The 26,399-nt window shown below is 50.1% G+C and carries 24 protein-coding genes; 10 read left to right on the top strand and 14 right to left on the bottom strand.

What is annotated here, in order from left to right; all coding sequences use genetic code 11:
- Positions 1-13: 13 nt before the first annotated feature.
- From DYD62_RS21395 to DYD62_RS21370, 6 genes are all read right to left on the bottom strand, one after another.
- Complete coding sequence (locus DYD62_RS21395; RefSeq protein ID WP_115229930.1) at positions 14-1,861, bottom strand: ribonuclease catalytic domain-containing protein; 1,848 nt, start codon at positions 1,859-1,861, stop codon at positions 14-16.
- Positions 1,862-2,083: 222 nt separating this feature from the next.
- The gene (gene prfA, locus DYD62_RS21390; RefSeq protein WP_115229929.1) at positions 2,084-3,166 is read right to left on the bottom strand and encodes a peptide chain release factor 1; all 1,083 of its coding nucleotides are present in this window, start codon (positions 3,164-3,166) and stop codon (positions 2,084-2,086) included.
- A 234-nt stretch (positions 3,167-3,400) separates the two neighbouring features.
- Positions 3,401-4,648 carry a glutamyl-tRNA reductase gene (hemA, locus tag DYD62_RS21385; protein WP_115229928.1) on the bottom strand — a complete coding sequence of 416 codons (1,248 nt, stop codon included), beginning with the start codon at positions 4,646-4,648 and terminating at the stop codon, positions 3,401-3,403.
- Positions 4,649-4,803: 155 nt separating this feature from the next.
- A complete protein-coding gene (locus DYD62_RS21380; protein WP_115229927.1) occupies positions 4,804-6,363 on the bottom strand; it encodes a cyclic-di-GMP receptor FimW-related protein in 1,560 nt (519 codons plus the stop codon).
- Positions 6,347-7,690 (bottom strand): adenosylmethionine--8-amino-7-oxononanoate transaminase, encoded by a 1,344-nt coding sequence (locus DYD62_RS21375; RefSeq protein ID WP_115229926.1) that lies wholly within the window; start codon positions 7,688-7,690, stop codon positions 6,347-6,349. The genes DYD62_RS21380 and DYD62_RS21375 overlap by 17 nt, the downstream gene beginning before the upstream one ends.
- A gap of 271 nt (positions 7,691-7,961) precedes the next feature.
- A complete protein-coding gene (locus DYD62_RS21370) occupies positions 7,962-10,235 on the bottom strand; it encodes a TonB-dependent hemoglobin/transferrin/lactoferrin family receptor (protein ID WP_165928667.1) in 2,274 nt (757 codons plus the stop codon).
- Between the two features lie 349 nt (positions 10,236-10,584).
- On the opposite strand from DYD62_RS21370, the gene groES reads away from it, so the two are divergent.
- Together groES and groL are read left to right on the top strand one after the other, a co-directional pair.
- Positions 10,585-10,875, top strand: coding sequence for a co-chaperone GroES (groES, locus tag DYD62_RS21365; RefSeq protein ID WP_046350280.1), 291 nt, complete (start codon positions 10,585-10,587; stop codon positions 10,873-10,875).
- Between the two features lie 66 nt (positions 10,876-10,941).
- A complete protein-coding gene (gene groL / locus DYD62_RS21360; RefSeq protein WP_115229924.1) occupies positions 10,942-12,585 on the top strand; it encodes a chaperonin GroEL in 1,644 nt (547 codons plus the stop codon).
- 89 nt (positions 12,586-12,674) lie between these two features.
- Here the strand turns inward: groL and DYD62_RS21355 are convergent, their stop codons facing one another.
- Positions 12,675-13,151: an acyl-CoA thioesterase gene (locus DYD62_RS21355; protein WP_207916522.1), complete on the bottom strand. Its 477-nt coding sequence runs from the start codon at positions 13,149-13,151 to the stop codon at positions 12,675-12,677.
- Positions 13,152-13,891: 740 nt separating this feature from the next.
- Here DYD62_RS21355 and DYD62_RS21350 point away from each other — a divergent pair.
- The 3 genes from DYD62_RS21350 (at position 13,892) to DYD62_RS21340 (ending at position 15,189) form a co-directional block, all read left to right on the top strand.
- Positions 13,892-14,086, top strand: coding sequence for a hypothetical protein (locus tag DYD62_RS21350; RefSeq protein ID WP_115229923.1), 195 nt, complete (start codon positions 13,892-13,894; stop codon positions 14,084-14,086).
- Between the two features lie 103 nt (positions 14,087-14,189).
- Positions 14,190-14,627 carry a DUF2513 domain-containing protein gene (locus DYD62_RS21345; RefSeq protein ID WP_115229922.1) on the top strand — a complete coding sequence of 146 codons (438 nt, stop codon included), beginning with the start codon at positions 14,190-14,192 and terminating at the stop codon, positions 14,625-14,627.
- A gap of 79 nt (positions 14,628-14,706) precedes the next feature.
- A complete protein-coding gene (locus DYD62_RS21340) occupies positions 14,707-15,189 on the top strand; it encodes a hypothetical protein (RefSeq protein ID WP_132038662.1) in 483 nt (160 codons plus the stop codon).
- A gap of 232 nt (positions 15,190-15,421) precedes the next feature.
- Here DYD62_RS21340 and DYD62_RS21335 read toward each other — a convergent pair whose 3' ends face one another.
- Positions 15,422-15,967 carry a carboxymuconolactone decarboxylase family protein gene (locus DYD62_RS21335; RefSeq protein WP_115229920.1) on the bottom strand — a complete coding sequence of 182 codons (546 nt, stop codon included), beginning with the start codon at positions 15,965-15,967 and terminating at the stop codon, positions 15,422-15,424.
- Between the two features lie 330 nt (positions 15,968-16,297).
- Here DYD62_RS21335 and DYD62_RS21330 point away from each other — a divergent pair, with 330 nt between their 5' ends.
- On the top strand, positions 16,298-16,633 hold the full coding sequence (locus DYD62_RS21330) for a DOPA 4,5-dioxygenase family protein (RefSeq protein ID WP_115229919.1): 336 nt from the start codon (positions 16,298-16,300) through the stop codon (positions 16,631-16,633).
- A 79-nt stretch (positions 16,634-16,712) separates the two neighbouring features.
- Here DYD62_RS21330 and lipA read toward each other — a convergent pair whose 3' ends face one another.
- The 6 genes from lipA to DYD62_RS21300 all read right to left on the bottom strand — a co-directional run bounded on the left by lipA (position 16,713) and on the right by DYD62_RS21300 (position 21,872).
- The gene (lipA, locus tag DYD62_RS21325; RefSeq protein WP_115230006.1) at positions 16,713-17,681 is read right to left on the bottom strand and encodes a lipoyl synthase; all 969 of its coding nucleotides are present in this window, start codon (positions 17,679-17,681) and stop codon (positions 16,713-16,715) included.
- 63 nt (positions 17,682-17,744) lie between these two features.
- Complete coding sequence (gene lipB, locus DYD62_RS21320) at positions 17,745-18,395, bottom strand: lipoyl(octanoyl) transferase LipB (protein WP_267896138.1); 651 nt, start codon at positions 18,393-18,395, stop codon at positions 17,745-17,747.
- Positions 18,396-18,683, bottom strand: coding sequence for a YbeD family protein (locus tag DYD62_RS21315; protein ID WP_115229918.1), 288 nt, complete (start codon positions 18,681-18,683; stop codon positions 18,396-18,398). It abuts the gene before it with no gap.
- 14 nt (positions 18,684-18,697) lie between these two features.
- The gene (locus tag DYD62_RS21310) at positions 18,698-19,573 is read right to left on the bottom strand and encodes a D-amino acid aminotransferase (protein WP_115229917.1); all 876 of its coding nucleotides are present in this window, start codon (positions 19,571-19,573) and stop codon (positions 18,698-18,700) included.
- Between the two features lie 155 nt (positions 19,574-19,728).
- Positions 19,729-20,874, bottom strand: a complete 1,146-nt coding sequence (locus tag DYD62_RS21305) for a D-alanyl-D-alanine carboxypeptidase family protein (RefSeq protein ID WP_115229916.1) — start codon at positions 20,872-20,874, stop codon at positions 19,729-19,731.
- A 170-nt stretch (positions 20,875-21,044) separates the two neighbouring features.
- Positions 21,045-21,872, bottom strand: a complete 828-nt coding sequence (locus DYD62_RS21300) for a PhzF family phenazine biosynthesis protein (protein WP_115230004.1) — start codon at positions 21,870-21,872, stop codon at positions 21,045-21,047.
- Between the two features lie 397 nt (positions 21,873-22,269).
- On the opposite strand from DYD62_RS21300, the gene pcnB reads away from it, so the two are divergent.
- The 4 genes from pcnB to panC all read left to right on the top strand — a co-directional run bounded on the left by pcnB (position 22,270) and on the right by panC (position 26,202).
- Positions 22,270-23,583 (top strand): polynucleotide adenylyltransferase PcnB, encoded by a 1,314-nt coding sequence (pcnB, locus tag DYD62_RS21295; protein WP_115230003.1) that lies wholly within the window; start codon positions 22,270-22,272, stop codon positions 23,581-23,583.
- Between the two features lie 227 nt (positions 23,584-23,810).
- Positions 23,811-24,299 (top strand): 2-amino-4-hydroxy-6-hydroxymethyldihydropteridine diphosphokinase, encoded by a 489-nt coding sequence (folK, locus tag DYD62_RS21290; protein WP_115229915.1) that lies wholly within the window; start codon positions 23,811-23,813, stop codon positions 24,297-24,299.
- Positions 24,300-24,501: 202 nt separating this feature from the next.
- The gene (gene panB / locus DYD62_RS21285; RefSeq protein WP_115229914.1) at positions 24,502-25,293 is read left to right on the top strand and encodes a 3-methyl-2-oxobutanoate hydroxymethyltransferase; all 792 of its coding nucleotides are present in this window, start codon (positions 24,502-24,504) and stop codon (positions 25,291-25,293) included.
- Positions 25,294-25,362: 69 nt separating this feature from the next.
- On the top strand, positions 25,363-26,202 hold the full coding sequence (panC, locus tag DYD62_RS21280) for a pantoate--beta-alanine ligase (RefSeq protein ID WP_115229913.1): 840 nt from the start codon (positions 25,363-25,365) through the stop codon (positions 26,200-26,202).
- The last annotated feature ends 197 nt before the right edge of the window (positions 26,203-26,399 follow it).

Here is a 26,399-nt window from a genome sequence, read left to right as displayed (position 1 = left end):
CTCGTCCCCATTGTTAAATAGTCGCCATGCGCGTTTCAAGCACCAGCTCAAGTAAATCAATTTTCATCACTTGTAAACTGACCGTTGTACCAGCCGGTAGTTCCGGTATCCCTGCACGCATCACCAAAGGCATACCATCAACTCGAACTAAATTCTCTTTAATCACCACAGCGGTAATTTCACGTTTGTTTTCCTGCTGCAACCAGCGCAAGCACCAGTATCTTTCCATCTTATCTTGTAATTCGGCGTAAGCAGCGTAGGCAGTGTCAAAACTTCCGATAATCGAATACAGCTCAGCGTCATTTTTTTGAAAGCGCGGCTTGGTATTGCCAATCAGTGCCAGTAACTGCAGCTGATTCACATAATCCACCGCACGGCGCAGTGGGGAGGATGCCCATGAATAGCATTCCACACCCAAGCCAATATGCGGACCAGCCTGTGTGGTTAAGCGCACGCGCCCACCATTCTGGCCACGATAAATACCCGCCACCTGGCCCTGCATCAAATCCTTGCCCCATGTGCTGTTGGCCAGAATCATTAGCTCGGCCACCAGTTTATCCATCGGTGCGCCACGTTTACGCGGCACAATACGCACGCGTTTTTCACCATCAATCTGATCAATATAAAAGCTGTAATCAATTTTCAGCGGCGCAGTCGGGTCAGCCTTGCCACGACGGCCTTCCAAGGCTCCGGCAAAGTGCCAAAGGAAAGTGATTTCTTCTTTCCATGGGAAATCAGGGGCGTCATCCTTACCTGCGGTATTTTCATTAAATACCGGCTCAAGCTGCTCATGACGTAAGTTGGCAGCAATCGGCACCATCTCTACCACGCTGCGATGCGAAAGCACATCAAAACCCAGCGACAGCTCTAAATACATACTCAGTGCTGGGCAGGTTTTGCCTTCTTGCAGGGTAAACACTTCAACCACATCGTTTGGCAACATGGTGATCTTGTCGCCGGGCATATACACGGTAGACAGGCGATCCAAAATAATTTTATCAACGTCAGATCCGGCTGCAATGCCCAGAGCAGGCGCGGCAATATGGATACCCACCTGCCAATTGCCATTAGGCAAACGCTTTAGGCTGAAAGCATCGTCAATTTCTGTTGTGGTGGAATCATCAATACTAAAGGCGCGCACATCGGCCAGCGGCAAATCGCTTGGGCAAGTCACAGGCTCTGTTGGCGCAAAACCACGGCCCTTAGGGAAAGATTCGGCCAGAAAACCATCCAGCAGATAATCGCCCACATCCGGAATAGCGCCAATTTTTTCCATCAAGCGCAGAGTAGACATCTGCATAGCGTCAGCTGCGGCAGCCAGTGTTTTCCACTCAAGGGTATTTTTATCCGGGCGGTGCAGTAATTTGCTGGCCAAAGGGATAAAAGACTCGGGCAAAGCGCCAGCTTGCAGCTCAGCTTGCCAGATTGCCATTTGCTCGGCTTCTTTTTTCTTTTTTTCTAGGCCAGCTAAAGCAGCTTTCAGATTTTCTTCAGGCGCGGCTTTGTAATGCCCGCGACCTTTACGGTAGAAATACATTGGTGCGCCGTGCAGACGGATCAGCGCGGCAGCCTGTTGCTGTACCGAAGGATTAGCACCAAAGTATTCGGCAGCAATTGTGTTAAACGCGAATTCATCCGCGCCACAGCATTCCCAAAGGAAATCGATATCAATTTCATCTGCCGCAGCCTGTGCCGCTTTCAGGAAATCATCCAAGCTAATCCGCTCAAAGCGCAGCAGCACATTGGCCGCTTTTACTTTAAAACGTTTACCACGCGCATCTTCAAGCATCAGGCTTGCAGCCTGCTCTTCCTTGATCGTGGCTACCTTGAAATTACCATCTTCCTCAAAAAAAACATTCATTCTCAAGCCGCCAGCATTCATTTATTGATTTAGCCGAGCATTATAACAAGGTCCGCCCTGTATCGCTTGCTGGTGATCAGCCTGCCCTTATCAAACCCAAATCTTGAACCACAGAGACCACAGGGCACATGGTGTTTCACAGAGAAAACATTTTTATGATGTGTTTTTTCCATGGTCCTGTTTTCCCTATCAAAGCGGTTTCAGATTCAGGTTTTTGTAGAATTACTCCGCCCCGCCCAATTGCGCCAGCAGCTCGGTTTGGTGCTCGTTCACCAGGGCTTGCGTCAGGTCATTCATGTCGCCATCCATGATGTAATCGAGCTTATAGAGCGTCAGGTTAATCCGGTGGTCGGTCATGCGGCCCTGCGGGAAGTTGTAGGTACGGATGCGCTCGGACCGATCGCCCGAGCCCACCAGCGATTTACGTTCAGCAGCTTCAACGGCGTGGCGTTCGCGGTCTTGTACGTCTTTAATTCTGGCGGCCAACACACCTAAGGCGCGGGCTTTATTTTTGTGCTGGCTGCGATCATCCTGGCATTCCACCACAATACCGCTTGGAATATGCGTCACCCGAACGGCCGAATCGGTTTTGTTAATGTGCTGACCACCCGCACCGCTGGCGCGGAAGGTATCAATACGTAAATCGGCAGGGTTGATGGTGATTTCTTCTGCCTCATCAGCCTCAGCCATCACCGCTACCGTACACGCCGAGGTATGAATCCGGCCCTGGGTTTCTGTGGCAGGTACACGCTGTACACGGTGTGCACCGGATTCAAATTTCAGCCATGAATAAGCGCCAAAGCCCACGATACGGGCGATAATTTCGCGGTAGCCGCCCAGATCAGATTCGCTGGCCGACATAATTTCTACCTGCCAGCGATTACGCTCGGCAAAGCGGCTGTACATGCGGAATAAATCACCTGCAAACAAGGCCGCTTCATCGCCGCCCGTACCGGCACGGATTTCCAAAAAGATATTGCGCTCGTCATTAGGATCTTTAGGCAACAAGGCTTTTTGCAGCTCAATTTCTAAAGCCTCGATACGCACTTTGCCTTCTTTGATTTCTTCTTCGGCCATATCCTTCATATCAGGATCGCTCAGCATTTCTGCTGCATCGGCCATATCGGCTTCAATTTGGGTAAAGCGGTGATAAAGGGTGACCACTGGCTCTAATTCAGCACGCTCTTTGGTGAGCTTGCGGTAGCTGGTCATATCACGGGTGGCTTCTTCAGTAGCGAGTAAAGCGTCGACTTCTTCAAGGCGATCAGCAAGTTGCGCCAGTTTGGCAGCAATAGAAGGTTTCATTTCAGTTCCAAAGTATTTGTATTTGAGTCTTTAAAACCCAAATCTTGCACCACGGAAGACACAGGACACACGAAGCTACATGGAGAAAACCCTAGAATAAGTTAAGTACTGTTTGACTGTAACTTAAGCCCTCAGTTTTTCCTCCGTGAGACTCCGTGCTCCTTTTACTCCGTGGTTCAAGATTTGGGTTTTAAAACATTGTTATATGAAATAGTCATCTAGCTGGCAGCGCAGCTACTCGTGCAGGCGGTAGAGGCGGCGCACGGTGGCGAGGGTGTTTTCCTGCTCTTCCGGCAAGACATTGTTTAAAGCGGCCAGCGGAGCGTGCATAAATTTATTGGCCATTTGGCGTGAGAATTCTGCGAGTACAGCTTCTGCGTTTTCGCCTGCAGCCAGTTTTTTCTGGGCTTTTTCCAGCTCATGCCGGGCGATACGGTCAGCATAAGATTTTAAATCTCTGATCGTAGGAACAAGTGCCCGGCTGGATACCCAGCGATGAAAATCCCCGACGCGCTCGATAATAATCGCTTCAGCGGATTCCACCTCACCCGCTCTGGATTCCTGCCCCTGCCGCACGACTTCTGCCAGATCATCCACGGTATACAGATAAACATCTGAAAGATCACCGACCTCTTCCTCTACATCGCGTGGCACAGCCAGATCCACCATAAAAATGGGGCGGTGTTTACGCTCTTTCAGCGCCCGCTCTACCATGCCCTTGCCCACAATCGGCAACGGGGCTGCGGTGGAGGTCACCACGATATCAAACTCGGCCAGTCTGGAGGGTAAATCAGACAGCAAAATCGCTTCACCGCCAAATTTTTGCGCCAGAATTTCGCCCCGCTCTATGGTGCGATTGGCTACGGTAATCTGCTTGGGGCCACGGGCGTGAAAATGCGTGGCGCAGAGTTCGATCATTTCTCCTGCGCCAATAAAGAGCACCTTACAGGATGCTACGGAGGGGAATAATCGCTCTGCTAAGCGCACGGATGCAGCCGCCATAGAGACGGATGCTGCGCCAATCCGTGTTTGTGTTCTAACTTCTTTCGCCACCGAAAAAGCGCGCTGAAAAACGCCATTGAGCAGCACACCCATTGTGCCGGCGTCCCTAGCAAAACGCTCGGCATCTTTAAGCTGGCCTAAAATTTGTGTTTCGCCCAGCACCATTGAATCTAGACCGCTCGCCACTCTAAATGCATGGCTGGCCGCATCGCCACCATTGAGCAAATACAGATGCGGCTCGATATCCTCTACGTTATGCCCGCGCGTATTCGCCAGCCACGCCAGTACCTGCTGCGGCTCTCTGGCATTGCAGTACAGCTCGGTGCGATTACAGGTAGAAACAATAGCGGCTTCTGACACACCATGCTCGGCGCTCAGCATCGCTAAAGCGGTTGGCACTTCTGCCGGAGTAAACGCGAGCCTCTCCCTGACTGCAACGGGTGCAGTGTGGTAATTAACGCCGAGGACAAGCAGATTCATAGGGATTCATCAAAGGCAGGCGGAAGAAAACCGCCTATTTTACCCTGAAACGGTAAGCGGCTCACAGAGTTGTCGCTAATACCACTTGGAATAACAGCTTTATGAAAGGATTTAAATGCAAAATCCATCAGTCATAGAGGCTGCTGCAGCCTGCACTACAACAGGGATTCCTCCGTGATCTGATACTCAAATAAGTCATAGCCCATTTGCTGCTCAACTAATTTCCCTGCCCGGATCAGAACCTCGCCGTCAGCAGTAAGCAAAGATAATTCGCGCAGGCTAATGTATGTGCCCTTAGGCGCAGCCAGCATAGGAGCCTGTTTCAGCGCAGGAATTTCGGGCATCAGCAATGCGGGCTGATATTGCTCACCTTTACGCCCTATCGTAGGACGGAACATCACGGCAGAAGCACGGACCGTCATAATTTGCAGGCCTATTTCCAAGCATTGCTTATCCATTTGCTGCAGCCAGCGCACAGAGGCCACCATCCAGTGATCATGCCCCTGCGCACGCAGCGCAACAATTTCCCCCGCCCTTACCCGCTCAGCCGGCATATTTTCAGAAACGAGGGCATAGCCACCGGGGCTTTCATTAATGACTTTCCAATGGGTAATCGGTAAGGCTTCCTGGTTTTCTTCCAAATCTTCTTCAAAAATATTTTCTGGCTGTAATAAGCGATGGCCATCATTGACGCACAGCACGGCGGCCCTTAAGCCCAAGCACAAGTCAACCGGCGTATTTGAGGCAATTCTTTGAAAAGTACGCTTTGCTGCAATCGTCCACTGGCGGGATACCCGGCGCAAAATTTCTATCCACATCAGCACTTTGCTGCGGTCTTGCGCCAGCGGCGCTTTGGCTTCTAAAGCTGCTAAGGATTTATGTAAATGCCGGACCAGCTCGGATGTATCAAGCAAGACGGCTCCGCCTGAATATCCTTCCAGCGTGCGGGTTCCAAGGTACTGAGGCGGTTTATCTTCTTCTAAATTAACCAAAAAGAAGCCTGCCGCATTGCCAAGCTGTGAAACAGGCTGGAAATGCGCATATCCCGCATAGTTTTCAACAATCTCAATTACTTTATCCAGCTCAGCCCCTGCAAAACGTTGCGGCTCGGCTAAAGCCAGCAGCAAAATATACTTGTAGGTGCGGGCAAGGCTGGGGGATGTTTCTGTTGAGGCCTGATCGATTAAATGCGCTTCAATCGCATATCTGAATAATTTATGCGCCTCCAGCCAGATGCCTTCCGGCATGGCGGAGTAAACACGGCAGCTCAGCTGAAAAAGGCTATAGAACTGAGACAATATTTTTTGAATTAAAACCGGAACAACCTTGTTATTGCCAAAAGAAAGTCTTTTATCCAAACGATCTGTCAGCGCAATTTTGTAGCCATCTGCCAGCTCTAGGCAAAGGCGGCGAGCCAAGTGTGCCGCGGTCTGCGCCTGCTCTTTTAAGGGTAAACCGGGTACGCGGTAAAGCACCGACAACTCAGAAGCCAGCATTCCCTGGATTGCGCTATATTCATCCAGCAATTTAATGCGGTCATCGGCAGTAATTTTAACGCGGTTACACGCAGCCAGTGCATCGCACAGCTGCCGACCCGCAACAAGGGGATTGGCCATAGGCAAAGCGATCAGCCATTCCCTTAAGCGCTTTGGGTTGGTTTCAACACTGGCGGTAAGGTTTGGCTCAAAAGGCGGTAATTTAAGCGACAACGGCATCAATAAACTCCGGGATAACATTTTCCACTACATCTAAAGCAGCCAACGTGCCTGACAATAAATGCGCAGCCTCTGCATCCGTCAGGCAATAGGGCGGCATAAAATAAACGGTGTTGCCAATCGGTCTGAGTAAAATTGACTGCTCCAAAGCTGCAGCAAAAAAAAGCTGAGCAAAGCCAGGCGCAGCATCAAGCACATCAAAAGCCCAGATCATCCCGCTGCGCCGGTAGTTTTGAACTCTAGGATGAGCCGCCAGCGGGGCAAATATCGCTTCCCAGCGCTGTGCTTTTTCAGCATTTACAGCAATCACATCATCATTTTCAAAAATATCTAGAACCGCCAAAGCCGCTGCACAGGCCAAAGGGTTGCCGGTATAAGAATGTGAATGTAAAAAGGCACGATGAATATCGTCGTGATAAAAAGCAGCGTAAATTTCATCCCGGCTCAGTACCACGGCCAGCGGTAAAAAGCCGCCGGTAATCCCCTTAGAAAGACATAAAAAATCTGGTTTTATATTTGCCTGCTTATAAGCAAACATAGACCCTGTACGGCCAAAACCCACAGCAATCTCATCGCAAATTAAATGCACCTGGTAACGATCACAGAGTGCACGCGCTTTTTGCAAATAGCTGAGGTCATACATCGCCATCCCTGCTGCGCCTTGCACCAGAGGCTCAATAATCAGCGCGGCAATTTCCTGATAATGCTGATCCAGCGTAGCAGCCAAAGCCTGAATCGCGCGCTCTGCCACATCTGCAGCCGTTTCGCCTGCCATCGCCTGGCGGGCATCAGGATTCATCACGCAGAAGTTTTCTCTCACCATTGGGGCGTATGCGCTGCGAAAAATCGGCACATCGGTTACCGATAAAGCCCCTACGGTTTCGCCGTGGTAACTATTTTCTAAATAAATAAAACGATTTTTTCCTGCCTGCCCCAAGTTTCGCCAGTAATGCACCGACATTTTCAATGAAACTTCAATCGCAGAAGCACCATCAGAGCCATAGAAGGCATGGCCCAAACCTGTCAGCTTGGCCAGCCGCTCAGATAATTCCACCACGGGCTGATGCGTAAAGCCCGCCAGCATAACGTGCTCCAAGCTATCCATTTGCTGACAAATCGCCGCTTTAATTCTGGGCTCGCCGTGGCCAAATAAATTGACCCACCAGCTGGAAACCGCATCCAGATAACGTTTGCCATCTGCATCGTACAGCCACGCACCCTGTGCACGGGCAATAGGAATCAGCGGAAAACTTTCATGCCGCTTCATTTGCGTACATGGATGCCATACTGCCGCCAAGCTTCGTGCCAGTAAATTAGTGTTTTTCATATTAAAACTTAAAGCTTCGGATAAGCCATTTTAGCCCAGGCAGCTCAATCCCCCAGATAAAAGCACTGACGGTGATAAAAATAATCTGGAAACGAGTAATAAAAAAGGCGGGCCAACTGGCCCGCCCCGATAAAAACATCCTTGTTAAGATGACGCCGGTGATCAATTCAAAAATAAGAAATCAACTAAAAACACCACCAGAGTGATTGATCCTGCTTCACCCTGCACCCGCGAATTCCCGCACAAATGCGCCGGAAGCCCAGTAAGCAAATCAGAATGATTTAGAAATACTGAGTTTGTAATTACGCCCCACCCCGGTTACGCCTTCACTCAGGTATGGCTGGTAATCACGATTAAACAGATTATCAATCGTCAGCCTCGCCTCTAAGCCCTTTAAGACATCGCCCCGCCCTATCCAGCTGGCAAATAGCGTATGCAAACCATAGCCTTTGGATGGCGGCAGACGATACACATTGCCAACAGGTAAAACTTTATCCTGCTCGCCCACAAATTTCCCCTGCCAGCCTGCCGTCACGCCCTGCTCGGGCAGCTTAAAGCCCAGCCCCATCATCAGCTTATCCGGCGCTACACTCGATACCGGCTCATCGCTGCCCCAAGGATCGCGCTGGCTGCCATTTCTTCTGCCGTATTGCATCGATAAAGAAGCATTAGCAAAGAAATAGCGGGTGTTATAGAAGGTTTCGATCTCCATCCCTTCAGTTTTATAGCCGCTTAGATTGCGGTAATTAGAGAGAGCAGGCGGCAATTTATCCCGGTCGGCCGGGGTATAGCCCGCTACCAATACACCAAGGCGCGGGCCGATATTGTCTGCAACCCGGTTTTGATACAGGGTAAAGCGCAGTTGTGCGCTGTCGTTGTCCGTGAACAAGCCCTGCTGATCCCACATTGCGCCTACGCGCGCGGCAGTAATGCGCTCAACATCAAGGCCACGGCTAGTGCCCGGAGTGGATGAACCTTTATCGGCTGAAACGTAGTACTCGCTGGAATACAGCTCATCAATCGTCGGGGCGCGCCATGTCTGGCTGATATCAGCAAAGAATGAAGCATGGTTAGTGGCTTTCCAGAACAGGCCTAATCTAGGCGAAAAGCCTTCAAATCTGGCTTCGCTGTAATCGTGGCCTGCGGCAGGCAGCGGGCTGTTATAGCGAAGTGCACGGTTTGGCACACCTTCTGCGGTGATGTGGTCATAGCGTACTGCTGCTGTCAGCGTCACATCGCCATAGCTCACGGCATCCTGCAGATAAACGCCCAAGCCTCTTTGCTGGCCGGCAGGCATATAGTAAGGCTGGAAATAGCCGTAGTTATAACTTGGGTCTTTGATAGCCGTGCTGCTTGGGTAATACATCAGCGTATCGCGCTGATGATCATGCCACTGCGTACCAACGCTCAGCACATGGGCAAATGGGCCACTTGTAAATAGGCTTTCATTGCGTAATTCAGCCAGCTTATCGGTGTAAGTCGCCCAGCTTTCATTGCCTAATGATCCCAGAAATGAGCCCACCGAAGCAGAGGCTGAACGTTGATCATGCTGATTGGTTTTAGAATAGCCGTAGCTGGCCAGCACATTAATCAGCGGTTGATCGCTTGGGCTAAAGCGCCATTTTGCCGTATAGGTTGTGTCTTCCTGATCCCGGTACAGCACCTTGCGCTTCCATGCTTCATCAAGGCCAAATTTTTTAATTTCTGCATCGGTAGGCGCTGGCGCGTCTTCACCCAGCGCAGCAAAAGGCGCCCATGCACTGCTGCGGCCTTGCATGGTCGAGAGTGTGAGTAACTGGTCTTCTGTCAGGCGGATATTGAGTTTGGCGAGGCTGGATGGCGCGTCAATGGCCGAAAAACGGAAAGGATCGCCATTGGGTTTGCGTAAATCATCAGCTTCGCGCTGGGTAAAATACACCAGCGCATCAAAACGGCCATCTTCTGTACGGCCATACACCGCCGCCGTGCTGTCTTGCTCATGATTATTGGTCTGATGCGAGTACTTAAGCAAAGCGCCTAGCTGAGCATCGCCCTGCAACAAATCTTTCGCGTCTTTTGTCTCAATGGTGATTACCCCGCCAAAGCCACCATTGCCATACATAGAGGTGTGCGGGCCTTTATTGACTTCAATTTGCTTCACCAGCTCTGGCTCAATAAAAATCGAGCCTTGGCGGTATTTTTCAAAGCCCTTAGGCGCGCCGTCCACAATCACTTTGACATCCTGAACTTTATTAAAGCCCCAGATATTTAAAGTTTGCCCACTCGGGCGCGATGAGCCGGTTAAATCCACACCTGGCAGGGTATCGAGCAAGGCGGCCACATTGCCAGCCTGCTGGCGTTCTATATCTTCATGATCTAAATAAGAGCGGCCCACGGTGGCGCTGCCTGTTTTTTCGCCAAATACAGTGATCGCAGGCAAGGTGGATTCAGCAGGCTTTTTTGTAGCGGCGTCGCTTGCTTCCTGCCCCTTGGTCTGGCTGGCAAAAGCAGAGGCGCTGAAGGCGGCGGCAAGTGCAAGCACCATGGCTGTATTTTGGATTTTCATTTTGCTCAAACTCATTTTTATAAGCACAAAGGACAAACTGATCACTCAATTTGTCCTTTATGTAAGGAAATCGACAGAAGCTGAGGAATGTAACTCAGTGTCATTACTATAAATGATAATGATTCCCATTAAAATAGATTCTTACAAAATATCCTTTTCATGCTGAAGGTTTTTGCACGCAGAGCATCAGCAAAAATCCACATTAAAAAAAATATCGCATCTTCCCCACTTGAAAAGGCCTTGCCCCGCCCATACCATCTAGCACTCGTTAGCAGTGAGTGCTAACAGCGTTCTGTAGGCCGTTTGGCCAAGCATTGAATGCCACTTTTTTATCTGGAGAGTGAACACCATGAAAATTCGTCCTTTGCATGACCGTGTAGTAATCAAACGCGTTGAAGCTGAAGAAAAAACTGCATCTGGCATCGTGTTGCCAGGTAACGCTGCTGAAAAGCCGGATATGGGCGAAGTGGTTGCCGTCGGTAACGGTAAGATTTTAGAAAACGGCTCTGTACGCCCAATGGCAGTTAAAGCGGGCGACAAGGTTATTTTTGGTAAGTACAGCGGCCAAACCGTGAAAGTCGATGGCGACGAACTGCTTGTAATGCGTGAAGAAGACATCATGGGCGTGATCGAAGGCTAAGCCTTATCCCGTCATGGCCAAGGCTTTTGCCCGGCCCGATCTCAAACTATTACGGAGTAAATAAACATGGCAGCAAAAGAAGTTAAATTTGGCGATTCAGCACGCGCCCGCATGGTAGCTGGTGTCAATATTCTGGCTGATGCAGTTAAAGTAACACTGGGCCCTAAGGGCCGTAACGTCGTGCTAGAACGCAGCTACGGCGCGCCTACCATCACCAAAGACGGTGTATCGGTAGCCAAAGAAATTGAACTGAAAGACAAGTTCGAAAACATGGGCGCACAAATGGTGAAAGAAGTCGCTTCTAAGACTTCTGATATCGCCGGTGACGGTACCACTACAGCCACTGTACTGGCACAAGCCATCGTACAAGAAGGCATGAAATACGTAGCCGCTGGCATGAATCCAATGGATCTGAAGCGCGGTATCGACAAAGCCGTCATCGCTTTAGTTGGCGAGCTGAAAAACATTGCTAAGCCTTGCTCTACCACTAAAGAAATCGCTCAAGTTGGCTCTATCTCTGCTAACAGCGACGAAATCATCGGTGAAAAAATCGCTGCTGCGATGGAAAAAGTAGGTAAAGAAGGCGTAATTACCGTTGAAGACGGTTCTGGCCTGGAAGACGAGCTGGATGTAGTTGAAGGTATGCAATTTGATCGCGGCTACCTCTCACCGTACTTCATCAACAACCCGGAAAAACAAATTGCCCTGCTGGACAATCCGTTTGTTCTGCTTTTCGACAAGAAAATCAGCAACATCCGTGACCTGCTGCCAGTACTGGAACAAGTGGCTAAAGCCGGCCGCCCACTGTTGATTATTGCTGAAGATGTAGATGGCGAAGCGCTGGCTACTCTGGTTGTAAACAACATCCGCGGTATTCTGAAGACTGTAGCTGTTAAGGCTCCAGGCTTTGGCGATCGTCGTAAAGCCATGCTGGAAGACATCGCTACCCTGACTGGCGGTACTGTGATCGCTGAAGAAGTTGGCCTGACACTAGAAAAAGCCACACTGGCTGAGCTGGGTTCTGCTAAGCGTATCGAAGTATCTAAAGAAAACACCATCATCATCGATGGCGCGGGTAATGAAGAAGGCATCAAAACACGCGTTGGCCTGATCCGTAAGCAAATCGAAGATGCAAGCAGCGATTACGATCGTGAAAAACTGCAAGAGCGCGTAGCTAAACTGGCTGGCGGCGTTGCAGTGATTAAAGTTGGCGCAGCAACCGAAGTAGAAATGAAAGAGAAAAAAGCCCGTGTTGAAGACGCACTGCACGCAACACGCGCAGCTGTGGAAGAAGGCATTGTGGCCGGTGGTGGTGTAGCTCTGCTGCGCGCACGCTCATCGATCATTGATCTGAAAGGCGCTAACGTTGATCAAGATGCAGGTATCAAGATCGTACTGAAAGCCATCGAAGCGCCACTGCGTCAAATCGTACAAAACGCAGGCGACGAGCCTAGTGTTGTTGTTTCTAAAGTACTGGAAGGCAAAGGTAACTTCGGTTACAACGCCGGTACTGGCGTTTACGGCGACATGGTAGAAATGGGTGTTCTGGACCCAGCTAAAGTAACCCGCTCGGCACTGCAACACGCAGCATCGATCGCTGGCCTGATGTTGACCACAGACTGCATGATTGCTGAGCTGCCAAAAGAAGAAGGCGCAGGCGGCATGCCAGATATGGGCGGCATGGGTGGTATGGGCGGCATGGGTATGTAATTAAGCCTTAGCCATCGGGCTTTACAGCCAGACGGCTCGCTTAGACAAAAACGCCACTTCTTTGGAAGTGGCGTTTTTTTATACCGCAGCTATTTCTTAAATGCCATTTTCTCTGCCAGCATCAGCCGAATATCCCTTCTGGCCTCGGCAGCCACCCAGCGTGCTTCTTCATCCTCGTCAGAGGGCTTAAGCGGCGGTACTACAACAGATTTACCATCATCCCCCATCGCCACCATGGTGAAATAACAGCTATTGGTGTGCCGCTCAGTCTGGGTGCGGATATTCTCTGCCACCACCCGAATACCCACTTCCATTGAAGTGCGGCCAGTGAAATTAACGCTAGCCAGAAAATGCACCAGCTCCCCCACAAAGATGGGCTGCTTAAACGTCACCTGATCCACCGAAAGCGTCACCGCATAAGCCCCCGCATAGCGGCTGGCACAGGCATAAGCCACCTGATCCAATTCTTTAAGCAAAGCCCCGCCATGCACCTTGCCAGAAAAATTAGCCATATCCGGCGTCATCAACACCGTCATCATCATTTGGTGCCGGGGCAAATTCAACATATCGCACTTCCTTTGTAAGATTTATTGCAGCATAGCGCGAGGAAGGGGAATCGCAAATACAGTGAAAGCTGCTGGCAGCCATGTAGGACGGTTTAGGTTGATCAGCCCGCGCTGCAATATTTCCACCAAACAAGCGCTCGATTAATTCCTACAGCACAACTTGCCATACGCGGGTTACGCCTGCGGCTAAGCCGCATTACGGAGCTTTTGTCATGGAGTAAATCAATTTTTATAGGGTGTACAACGACACAGTCGTTGCGCACCATAGAGCGGTGCGCAAGAAAAACGACTTGCGCACCCTATAAAAATCGGCTTTTTGCCATGCGTCTGTCTTAAATTTAATGCATACAAGGCTAACGCCTTATCAGCCCTGCATCATTTACCGCAACGCCTTGGGCAGATAAAACACGTCCAAGCTATACGCTAGAAAGCGTAAGATTTTCCACTTTAACTTACAAACAACCGTTCAGTAAAAACCAAACGAGCTTACGTAAAACCTTATCAATAGCACATCTACAATGGCTGTTATAAACCAATATTGGCATGTACCAGCTGACATGCATTTTTCCAAGTTATTGAAATAAACGGTAAGAAGCAGTACTTGGCTTTGTCTCAAACATGCAGTTCGTAGTACGCAGGTCGGGCTAACGCTTTATCTGTCCAGCATTTAATTATGTGCCCCCCCCTTAGGCAAATAAAACATGCCTAAGCTACACGCTATTTTACTTTAGGAAATTCAAATGACTATCGTCACTGTATTCGATTTTGAGGTGCCGGATATTCGCGCAGGTGACTACTTACTAGCAAAAGGAAAAGCGACAAGAGAATATGTTTCAGTCCATTATGGGCGCGTTATCGAAGGAACCGGCATAGATGTAGATTCAGCATTGCTGCACGATGGCGGGAGATATTCCGCCACGCTGAGTCAGAAATAATGATTGCGCTACGTAAGCTAGAGCTCCAACGAACATCTCACGGCACTACTAAACCTTCACATCTTACCCATTCAATCATCCAAACCTAGAGAAGCTTACACTCATGAAACGAAATATGGATTTGGTGCGATCAATTCTTCTAGAGCTTGAGGGCAGAACTCCGAACCTCACAAAGAATGACGACTTTGGGTACAACCTCGAAGAAGTTGCAACGGAGCTAGCAACGGACAAGAACACCTTGACCCATCATTTAACACTAATGTTCGAAGCAGGCCTTATTGACGGATGGGCACTCCGGGGGTTGGCTCATCCCCCAGGCAAAGCATTGCGATTAGATAGTGACTATGTATTCCATGTTGTACCACGCCACCTTACTTGGGAAGGCCATGAATTCCTTGACTCTGTACGAGATGCAGAGATATGGATGTACACCAAGAGCACCGCAGTGAGCGTGGGCTCATTTGGCTTTGACACCCTAAAAGATCTAGCCAAGGGCTTCATTAAGACAAAGATCAAAAATCATACGGGAATAGAACTTTAAACCTATGGCGACTGGGCCTCAGCAGTCCCCCCCCCAAGTCCGTGACTTTGCTTCAACGTTAGCCATAAGAGCCAAAACCATGTGGAAATACTATAAGCGCTTAGTAGAGGATACAAAAACATTGAATCTACTCGATCAGCAAGTAGTAGATGCTTTGTTTAAGCCGGCCCTTCAATCTCACGTCTTTGCCCCGGAAGATTTAATCTGGAGTCTGTCTGAGTGCGCATATCGCAGCGAAGTGTTTCTCCATCAACTTCTTCCCTTATCTGAGTTCTATCAATCAAGAAATGCCCCTCTCTCAGCGGCCATCTGGGGTATCTGGAATACTTTGCAGTATGCCCGAGGCCAAAGAGGTTTTTTTGCAACGGTATTTACAACTCGCTCCCAACAAAAAAAGCTGTTTATCGCTGCTAGAGCTCTTGTCGCCACTGCAGCGGTTCAATTTTCCAATGGTGAAGCTCAAACAAAGAGCACCTCTGGTGCACTTAGCGATTTACCTAGATACAAAACCTATGTAGCAGAGACTATTCAACACTTACAAGCAATCAGCAGTGGACCCTAACCATTGTGGAAACATCAAACGTTAGATCATGTGTAGCCATGTAGGGCTGATTAAATTTATCAAGCCGCGCTGAAATATCTCCACCCAACGGCCAGTCGATTACTGCTCAGCTTGCCATGCCTGAACGCGGGTTACGCCTCAGAACGTACCGCCCACCAGGACTGACGATCCTAAAGTCCAAAAAAAATGGCGAAACGTTTTAAACGCTTCGCCATCCTTGTCAGCACTTCATTTACACCGCGTAAGCCGTTACCACAGGAAAATCAATGGTGGTTTGCGCGGTGGAGTTGATATAGTTGGTCAGGGTATTGAGCGCAACGTGGCTGATGATTTCAATGATTTCGGCATCGTTAAAGCCCGCTTCTTTCACCGCCGCAACGGCTTCATTGCTTACATGACCACGCAGTTGCGCCACGCTGATTGCAAACCTTACCGCAGCATCGGCTTTGGGGTCATTGGATTTGCCGTGACGATTAGCCTCGATTTCGGCGGCATCCAGCTTAGCCAAATTGCTCGCCAAATAAGTATGGGCCGAAAGGCAATAATCGCAGCGGTTAAATTCAGCAATCGCCAAAGCAATGCGCTCCCCAGTTTTTGCACCCAGTGCGCCCTTGGCCAGCGCGCCACTTAAGCTCAGATAACCCTCTAATGCAGCAGGGCTATTGCCTACCAAGCGCATTAAATTGGGCACAACACCAAGTTGTTTTTTTACTGCATCTAATAGGGGTAAAGAAGAAGCTGGCGATTGCTCGGTGGTCAAAATAGCTAAGCGGGTCATGATTGAATTCCTTTTTGCAGTTGGGCTGAGAGTTCTCGATTCGCAGCTGCTTGGCGAGTGAGTACATCTTGCCACCGTACAAAAAATCAATGAATACTCATTATTTTGAATATATTATTTCTTTTTTTACAATAATCATTCAATGACTCTGATCACTATCAGCTAAGCCTGCATTGCTACATTTAAAGATTGTGCTGGAGCAACTCGCCAAGCTAAAACGAGCCATATCGCCAGTATTAAGGACAGCAAGCAGCAAAATATGCCATTTAGCTAACAAAATCCCGCATAATTCGCCCCCTGAATCGCTAAGCCCTCACACCGGATTTTTACATGTCTGTTATCTATCACGCCCACGTTTATTTCTTGCCCGAACAAATCAGCGCAGCAGAGCAGCTGCACAGCCTGCTAAGGGCGTCTTTAAGTGAGGATTGCTGGATGGGGGATTTAATTCACCGCGAGGTTGGGCCGCATACGCGCCCGATGTTTGAGATCAATTTTGCGGAAAGCTTGCTGCCCAAAGTACGCACCCTGTTAGACATGCACCGTGGTGAGCTGCCTGTGCTGATCCACCCAGAGCTAGCCGACGATGTAGAAGCCCATACCCATGGCGCATCTTGGTTAGGCGAAGAGCTTGCCTTGAAAATCCATACGCTAACCAGAGGCTAAACCGCATATTCTGCCCCTTTTCCCGAGGCTGAGACAAAAAAACGCCACCTGCTTAGGTGGCGTTTTATCAGGGCGGGGATTAAACCCCAGCGCCGTGCGCTTGTTCATCCGCATGGTAGCTAGAGCGTACCATGGCCCCCACGGCAGCGTGTTTAAAGCCAATCTCGTAAGCGAGCTTTTCAAAGGCTTTAAACTGATCTGGGTGCACATAGCGCAGCACGGGCAGGTGGCCGGTAGCGGTGGGCTGCAGGTACTGGCCGATGGTGATCATATCTACATCGTGGGCACGTAGATCGTGCATCACTTGGATGACTTCTTCATCGGTTTCGCCAAGGCCCACCATAATGCCGGATTTAGTCCGCACATCAGGGTACATGGCTTTAAAGCGCTTCAATAAATCTAAGGAATGCTGGTAATCCGAGCCTGGGCGCGCTTGTTTATACAGACGCGGTGCGGTTTCAAGATTGTGGTTCAGCACATCAGGCAGCGCCTGCTTGAACAGATCCAGCGCAATATCCAAGCGGCCACGGAAATCCGGCACCAGTACTTCTACTTGGGTATTAGGCGATTGCAGGCGTGATTGGGTAATGCAGTCTACAAAGTGCTGTGCGCCACCATCACGTAAATCATCACGATCGACCGAGGTAATCACCACGTATTTAAGCTTAAGCGCGGCAATGGTTTCGCCCAGATGAACCGGCTCTTGCGCATCCAGCGGATTTGGGCGGCCATGGCCCACATCGCAAAACGGGCAGCGACGGGTGCAGATATCGCCCATGATCATAAAAGTAGCCGTGCCCTTGCCAAAGCATTCGCCAATATTGGGACAGGCGGCTTCTTCGCACACGGTATGCAGCTTTTGGCTGCGCAGGATTTGTTTGATTTCACCAAAGCGGCCATTTAAAGATGGCGCTTGCACGCGAATCCAATCCGGCTTTTTGATGCGCTCATCCAGCTGCACAATCTTAATCGGGATGCGAGCCGTCTTGGCTTCGCCTTTGAGCTTTACGCCCACTTCTTTCGATGGCTGTTTAGTGTCTTGAGTCATGGCTGATCGCTGGCTGAGTAAGGTAGGGGCATTTAAAAAACGGGGCATGGCTTCGCCGCATTTTTAAAGCGCTAATACCCCTACATCGTTTAAGGATTTGATCTGGAAGGCTATTTTTTCGGCAAGTTTACCGGCAATTGCAGCTGATGTCGCATCGCTGGCGAAATCGCTGAGCTGAGTGACGCGCATACCGGCGTAGCCGCAGGGATTTATCCAGTCAAATGGCGTTAAATCCATATTCACATTCAGAGCTAAACCGTGATAGCTGCAGCCCTTACGTATCCGTAATCCTAAAGATGCAATTTTTGCCTCGCCCATTTCTGGGTTTACATACACGCCAGGGGCATCCACTTTGCCGTAAGCAGTGACGCCAAAATCAGCAAGGATATCGATGACAGACTGCTCTAGTTTTCTGACCAGCTCGCGCACACCCAAGCCATTGCGGCGTAAATCCAGCAACACATAAGCCACTACTTGGCCTGGGCCGTGGTAGGTAATCTGCCCGCCCCGGTCAATTTGCACGACAGGAATACTGGTGGCGGCAATCAGATGCTCAGGCTTGCCCGCTTGGCCCTGGGTGTAAACCGGAGGATGCTCAACCAGCCAGATTTCATCGGCAGTATCGGCATCGCGGCGCTCGGTGAATGCCTGCATGGCCCGCCATGTTGGCTCGTATTCAAGCATGCCCAGCTGTTTAATAATGAGCTCAGGCACTCACATCACCATCTTCACGAGCGGATGGGCGCGTAAAGCGGTATCGAGCGCATTCACTTCGTCTGCAGATTGGTAGGTGGCCGATAGCGTCACCGAAATAAAACTACCGCCACTGCTGGTACGAACAGAAATCCATTCTTCTTTAAAATCGGTGATATGCAGCACCGCCAGCTCATAAACCACGGCATGAAACTCATCATGCGGCACATCTTTATGGCTGATCGCCTTCATTGGCAACTCGGCCGGAAACTCAACTAAATCGGCCAGATTAGGCGCGTCTTGACTCATTATTGATACCTTTTTTACTCTGCACCGAGGCGCATTGCCTCGTTTTTAAATACTTGAAAATAGCCGTACATGGCTTGATACAGCGGCCCCGGCTGGCCAGAGCCAACGGTCTGACCATCTAAGCTCACTACCGCCAGCACTTCTTTAGATGACGAAGTTAGCCAGATTTCATCTGCAAGCCTGACTGTTGCTTCACTAATCGGGCGAATCTCAAGCGGCATATTATGCTGCCTGGCCAGCTCTATTACCAAGTCATAAGTAATGCCTGTCAGCATTAAATGGCTGGGAGGCGGGGCAAGTAACACGCCCTCTTTCACTACTAAGATGTTGCTGGATGCACCTTCTATCAAGAGGCCATCCCGAAAAAGAATGGTTTCGGCCACGCCAGCATCTACGGCCTGCTGTTTAAGCAAAACATTGGCCAGCAGGGAAATCGCCTTGATATTGCAGCGCTGCCAGCGAATATCGTCGCTCGACACGGCCGCCACACCATTGGCAACCGCCTCGCTGGTGGGCGGTAATAATTCATCGGCAAACATAAAGACTGTCGGCTCGGTTACAGCAGGGAAAGCATGATTGCGCGGAAAAGCTGGGCCACGGGTGATTTGCAGGTAAACGCTTTGATCTACAAAGCGCTGCTGATCAATCAGTTGCTGAATCCAAACCGCCCACTCTTCTGCCCCATAAGGGTTGGGCATATTAATCGCAGCCAAACTGGCTGCCAAGCGGCGCAGATGTTCGGTCAGCCTTAGAGGGTGGCGATTATAGACAGGGATTGCTTCATAGATCCCATCCCCAAACAAAAATCCGCGGTCTAAAACAGAAATCTGCAAATCAGCCAATGGCGCAAAGCGACCATTTAAAAAGCCTGTGAGTGCGGGGAAATCCATAAAGCCCTCCTCTGCAAAAAAACCATACTTCTTTAGCACGGAGCACACGGAGAAAAACAAAAACGAGTTTAAAAAAGAGCAAAACCCTCAAGGTTTTCTTCGTGAAACTCTGTGTCCTCTGGGATCGAAGTGGTTCAAGATCTGAGTTTTAAATATCAGCCAAAAATCGATTTAAACCACATGCGGATGGAATCCCATGCGCGGCCAAAGATATTGGCTTCCTGCACTTCTTCCAAAGCCACCACCGGTAATTCCACCAGCTGCTTATCGTTTAAGCTTACCGTTAATTTACCTACATTTTGGCCCACTTTAATCGGGGCAATCAGTGGCTGAGTGCTGGTAAAAGTCATTTTCAGGTTTTTAGCATCGCCTCGGCCCACGGTAATAAAGCGGTCTTCTAAAAAGCCCACATTAACCTTATCTGACTTGCCTTTCCAAACCGCCACATTAGAAACAGCCTGCTTGGCTGCGTAAAGGCGCGGTGTTTCTTGGAACTGAATACCCCAGTTCAGCAGCTTGCTGGATTCGCTTGCACGAACTTCATCGCTGGCCGTACCCACAACAACCGAAATCAAACGGCGGCCATCGCGCTTGGTCGACGCAACTAGGTTATATCCGGCGCTGGCCGTGTGGCCGGTTTTCATACCATCTACAAAAGGATCGCGGTAAAGCAGCAGATTACGGTTAGGCTGTTTGATATTGTTGTAAGCAAATTCTTTCATCGAGTAGATGGGATAGAACTCGGGAAAATCATGAATGATGGCGGCAGCCAGCTTGGCTAAATCGCCCACCGTCATATAGTGATCAGGATCAGGCAGGCCGGTACTGTTTTTAAAGTTAGTGCCATTCATGCCAAGACGCTTGGCTTCTTTGGTCATCAGCTGGGCAAACACTTCTTCGCTACCGGCAATGGCTTCGGCCAGCGTGACGCAAGCATCGTTACCACTTTGTACAATCATGCCCTTGATCAGGTTATCTACCGTTACAGGGATTTTGGGATCAAGAAACATGCGCGAGCCTTCGGTGCGCCAGCCTTTATCCGAAACGATGAGCTGCTGATCCAGCTTGAGCTTACCTTCTTTCACAAATTTAAAAGTGAGATAAGCCGTCATCAACTTGGTTAAAGAAGCGGGCTCTACACGCATCTCCGGATCACGTCCGGCAAGTTGAATGCCGCTTTGATAATCAGTGAGTAAATAAGCCTTTGCAGCAATATCCGGCACCGGCGGTACAAAAGCCTGTGCAGAGGTCGCAATTAAAAGGGAAAAAATAATAGCGGGGGTAGCAAGACGGGAGATCATGGCGGGCGATGTCTATCAAGGCTTAGAAAAATACGATTATAAAGGCAAGCAGCGACGGATATCGCCAAACTCACAGATAATAAGCATTATCTTTAAGGTAATAATTTGCCAATATTTGTACTGGTAATTACGCAGGCATGAAATCCGCGCAATTTCATGCATACGAAACGTTAAAGATCAAATTCCCCGCGCCCTACTTCTACAACTCGCCCGCCGACTTCTACGCGGCCCTCTGCCGTGATACTCAAACGCAGATGAGCCAAGCGCCCCGCTTTGTGGCCTTGGAGCATGGTTGCAGCAAACGGCAGCGCAACACCTTGCTTAAGTAAATAAGCGCCAAGATTAGCGCAGGCCGAGCCAGTGCCGTTGTCTTCCACAATCTGCCCATGTTGCGACCAAAAATAACGGGCAATGATTTCGCCATCCTGCCAAGCCCAAACCAGCGTGCCATCACGGTTACGCCCTTGCAGCACCACATTGCGAAACAAATGCGATGCGGGCTGGCAAGCCATGACATCAGCGGCACTGGCCAAGGGAACAATCAGCTGCTCTACGCCGCTATCCACACATAAAGCCTCCCCTACAAAAACGCTTAAAGGCAGGCCTAAGGCAGGAGCTAAATCAGATAAAGCTGGCCCAGCACGGTAAGTGGCTGCATTAGCCGTCAGCGTGGCCACATCGCCATTAAAGCGCACAGGAATCACACCCGCCTTTAGCTCTAAACTCACTTCATTACGCTGACCACGGATCACGGCAGCGGTGCCTAAGCTAGGATGCCCAGCAAAGGGCATTTCATTCATCGGGGTAAAAATGCTGACTTTGGCGCTCGCCACTTTAGAAGGAAAAACAAAGGTGGTTTCAGATAAATTAAGTTGAGCCGCCAATAATTGCATGGTCTGCTCATCAAGGCCGGTGGCGTCGGTAAACACAGCCAAAGGATTACCCGCAAAAATATTTTCGGCAAACACATTCACAAGGCGGTATGAATAAGTAGGCATGATGCACAGCTCTCGGGATGGGATACGCTTAGCATCACCGATTGTTGAGCAAAACAATAGCGACAGATTGCCCTTAAATCGATATAACAGAAAAAAATACACCGCTAAAGTGAAAACTTTTGCCAGAGTATTCATAGCGCGTCTGACATCGCTGCCAAGGTCTGTATAATGCCGTCGATACGCGTAGTAGCATGCCGTGCTCAGGCGGCTCGCAGAAAAATCACAAGACAACGCACAGATTTTGCCGGGTTTGCAGCGCCAATAAAGACTTATTGGTGAATAACACGATGAAATATGAGCGGGTCAGATGATTTTGCAGCCAGCAGATACTAAGCCCGACAGGCTGCCAGGAGCTCTCCGCACTTCGCACTTACTTGGTTCAAAAACTGGTTCAAAAATGATTCGCAAATTGATCGGCAAAGTTTTACGCCGCCCAGGCAAACGTGTGCTGCACGCCAAACACTACGGCATCCGCCGGGAACAACTTCATTCTGGCGCACTTAAAGTGTGTGACCGCCTGCAGGATGCAGGCTTTGAAGCCTACATCGTTGGTGGTGCGGTACGGGACTTGATGCTGGATAAATCGCCCAAAGATTTTGATGTGGCCACCAGCGCCACACCAGAGCAAGTACGGCATGTGTTCCACCGCTCGCGCATTATTGGCCGCCGCTTTCGCATTGTGCATGTGCCCTTTGGTGAAGAAATCATCGAAGTCACCACCTTCCGTGGCGCCAGTGAAGCCCCGACTGACGCCAGTGGCCGCATCCTGCGCGACAATGCCTATGGCGATATTGAAGAAGATGCTTCCCGCCGTGATTTCACAGTCAACGCGCTGTACTACAACCCGCGCACTGAAGAAATCCTAGATTTCCATCATGGCGTGGCCGATCTGGAAAACAAACGCCTGACCATTATTGGCGATCCGGATGTACGCTACCGCGAAGACCCGGTGCGGATGCTGCGTGCCATTCGTCTTTCGGCCAAGCTAGGTCTCACCATTGCGCCTGCCACCAAAACACCGATTCTGATTCACGCAAAGCTTCTGGAAAACATCCCCTCTGCGCGTTTATTTGATGAAATGATGAAGCTGCTTTTATCAGGCAGTGCATGGGCGTGTTTGATGTCCTTGCGCGAAAATGGCCTGCATAAATTGCTGTTTCCACTTTTGGAAAAGCAACTCTCCAAGCCCGAAACCACGGCCTTTTTACGTAAAGCGCTGGAAAGCACCGATCTGCGGATTAACGAAGATAAACCTGTTTCAGCCGGTTATATTTTTGCAGCCCTGCTTTGGCATGAAGTAGAAGCCGACTGGATTAAGCGCCAAGCTGCAGGTGAATACCCTGTGCCTGCTCTGGTTGAAGCCATGAATACGGTAGAGAGCAAGGTACAAAAGCGCATGGCGATTCCGAATCGCTACGGTGCGGCCATGAAAGAAATCTGGCTGTTGCAACCCCGCTTTGAACAGCGTGTGGGCACCCGCCCATGGCGCTTAATGGAGCAGCAACGCTTCCGTGCCGCTTATGACTTTTTGATGCTGCGTGCCGAATGTGGCATGGTAGACAAAGCGCTGGGCGATTGGTGGACACGTTTTCAGAATGCCGACGAAGACACTCGCATGGCGCTGATGGCCGCCGCAGCAGACAATGGCAAGCCAGCGGGTGCGCACGCTAAAAAGCGCCGCCGCCGCAAACCCAGCCCGAAGGGCGAATAAGTTAAGTAAAACCCAAACCTTGAGCAGCACTTTAAGCACACAGACCGCAACACCAGTAAGAAACGCGCTTTTTGTGATTTATAAAACGCAGCGTTTCACAGGCAAGCCATCGTGGCGTTGAATTTAGCCTTGATGATGACCCTGTACTCTGCTTCTAAGCGCTGTGTTTTCTGCCGGTCTCAAGTTTTGGGTTTCTGTTTTTTTAGCGGTATGCAATGGATTCCCCAATGACTACGGTCGCTTTTATTGCGCTGGGTGCCAATCTGGGCCAGCCTGTTTTGCAATTGCAACATGCTTTATCTTTACTCGCCAAACTGCCGCAAAGCCAGTTGCTGCAACAATCCAGCTTTTACAGCAGCAGCGCCATCGGCTACACCGATCAGCCCGATTTCATCAATGCCGTTGCCAGGCTGGAAACTTCGCTCAGCGCAGCCACCCTGCTGCAATCCTTGCTGGCGATTGAGGCCGAATGCGGTCGAAAGCGCACGTTTCAGGATGCGCCCCGTACCCTGGATTTAGACCTGCTGCTGTATGGTGATGCACTGATACGGCAAGATCACCTGATTGTGCCGCACCCGCGTATGCATCAAAGGGCGTTTGTGCTTCGCCCCCTTACCGAAATTGCCCCCGAAGTGATCATTCCCGGCCTCGGTGCTGCCAAATCCTTTCTGCCATCTGTGGCCGATCAGGCCTTAACTATTCTTGCCGCAGAGTAAAGACCTGAGCGTCTGCAGATTTAAGCGTGCATTGCCAGAACACGCTTGCCTGAAGAAAAACGCAGTTTTTTGAAAGAAAATGCACGGAATTTGACCCAATACTGCTTTTACACAGCAGAACAGTCTTAAATCCAGCAGTCTCCTGATGTAGACTTGCTGCATTGCGTCACCAACGCCAAACTTCCATGGATTACCCCTTACCATGAAAACCACTGTTAGTACCTTGCAGAACATGAAGCAAGCCGGGCAAAAAATCACCATGCTCACTTGCTATGACGCCAGCTTTGCCAGCCTCTTAAATGATGCAGGAGTAGAAATCCTGCTCGTTGGCGATTCCTTAGGTAACGTCATTCAAGGTCACAGCTCCACCCTGCCCGTCAGCCTTGCTGATATGGTTTACCACACCCGCTGCGTGGCACGCGGCAGCAAAGATGCGCTTGTGCTGGCCGATCTTCCTTTTGGCAGCTATCAGGTTTCCCCGCAGCAAGCCTACGCCAGTGCCGCCGAGCTGATGGCCGCAGGCGCTGAAATGGTAAAGCTAGAAGGCGGCATGATTATGGCCGAGACAGTCGATTTCTTAGCTAATCGCGGCATTCCGGTCTGCACCCATATTGGCTTGCAACCGCAATCAGTGAATGTTTATGGTGGCTATAAAGTTCAGGGAAAAAGCGAATTTGACGCTGAAGTGCTCAAACGCGACGCCCTAGCCCATCAGGCGGCAGGCGCGGCGCTTGTGCTGATGGAAATGGTGCCGGCTCATGTTGCTAAAGCTGTTACTGAGGCCCTCACCGTACCAACGATCGGTATTGGCGCAGGTGTTGATGTGGATGGTCAGGTGTTGGTTCTGCACGATATGCTGGCCGTTTACCCAGGTAAAAAAGCCCGCTTTGTTAAAAACTTTATGGCAGGCAGCCACAGCATTCAAGCCGCCGTTGAGGCCTATGTAAAAGCAGTGAAAGGTATGACTTTCCCCGCTGATGAACATAGCTTTTAAGCCACTGTCACTACAGCTCAGGGCAAGCTTGCCCCGCCCTGGGCGATGTATTCTTAACTACGGTTATTTATGAAAATCATCCATAGCATTGAAGAATTGCGCGCATGGCGTGCCACGGTTGGCACGGTTGCCTTTGTCCCCACCATGGGTAATTTACACGCCGGACACATGACCTTAATTGATGCTGCACGCAAAGAAGCTGAGCATATTGTGGTCAGTATTTTTGTGAACCGTCTGCAATTTGGCCAGGGCGAAGATTTTGAAATCTATCCGCGTACCTTAGAGCAAGATGCCGCGCTGATTGCAGCGCAGGGTGGCGTGGATGTGATTTTTGCGCCGGACGAAAAAGTCCTCTACCCCAAAGTGATCCAGCAATATCAGGTAGAGCCGCCAGCAATACAAGATGAGCTATGCGGCGCATTCCGCCCTGGCCATTTCCGCGGCGTAGCGACGGTAGTGACCAAGCTGTTTAATATTGTGCAGCCCAATGTAGCCTGTTTTGGCAAAAAAGATTACCAGCAGCTTTTTGTCATTAAAAGCATGGTGGAAGACTTAAACCAACCGGTCAGGATTGTGCCTGTAGACACTGGCCGTGCAGCAGATGGCTTAGCGCTTTCTTCCCGCAACGGTTATCTCAGCGCGGCACATAAGCTTGAAGCCACCCGCATTTATCATCATCTGAGCCGCATGAAAGCCGCCATTGAAGCGGGAGAGCGTGATTACGAGCGCCTTAGCGCAGAAACCACCGGCGATTTACTGGCTCACGGCTGGGTCAGCGTGGATTATGTAGAAATGCGTAATGCACTGACGCTCAAACCTGCAGCAGTAAGCGATCACCAGCTCGTGATTCTGATCGCCGCACGCTTGGGCCACACCCGCCTGATTGATAATATCGAAATCAGTTTGTAATCAAATATGCGGGCAAATGACTTTGCCCGCACAGTTAGTTGATGCTCAGGAACAACATCCAAATAAGCGCATAGCACGCTACTGCATATCGGCTTGCCCGCTTTAAACGCCTCATCCAGCCCGCCCCGCCTTGCTGTTTCCGCATCAAAAATGCGGCCCTCCCTTTTTTATCCCCGCTATCCAAAGCCATTTTTTCA

Origin of the sequence: Iodobacter fluviatilis (genome assembly GCF_900451195.1) — a bacterium.
Lineage (GTDB): Bacteria > Pseudomonadota > Gammaproteobacteria > Burkholderiales > Chitinibacteraceae > Iodobacter > Iodobacter fluviatilis.
This window is presented reverse-complemented; position numbering and strand designations above follow the sequence as displayed.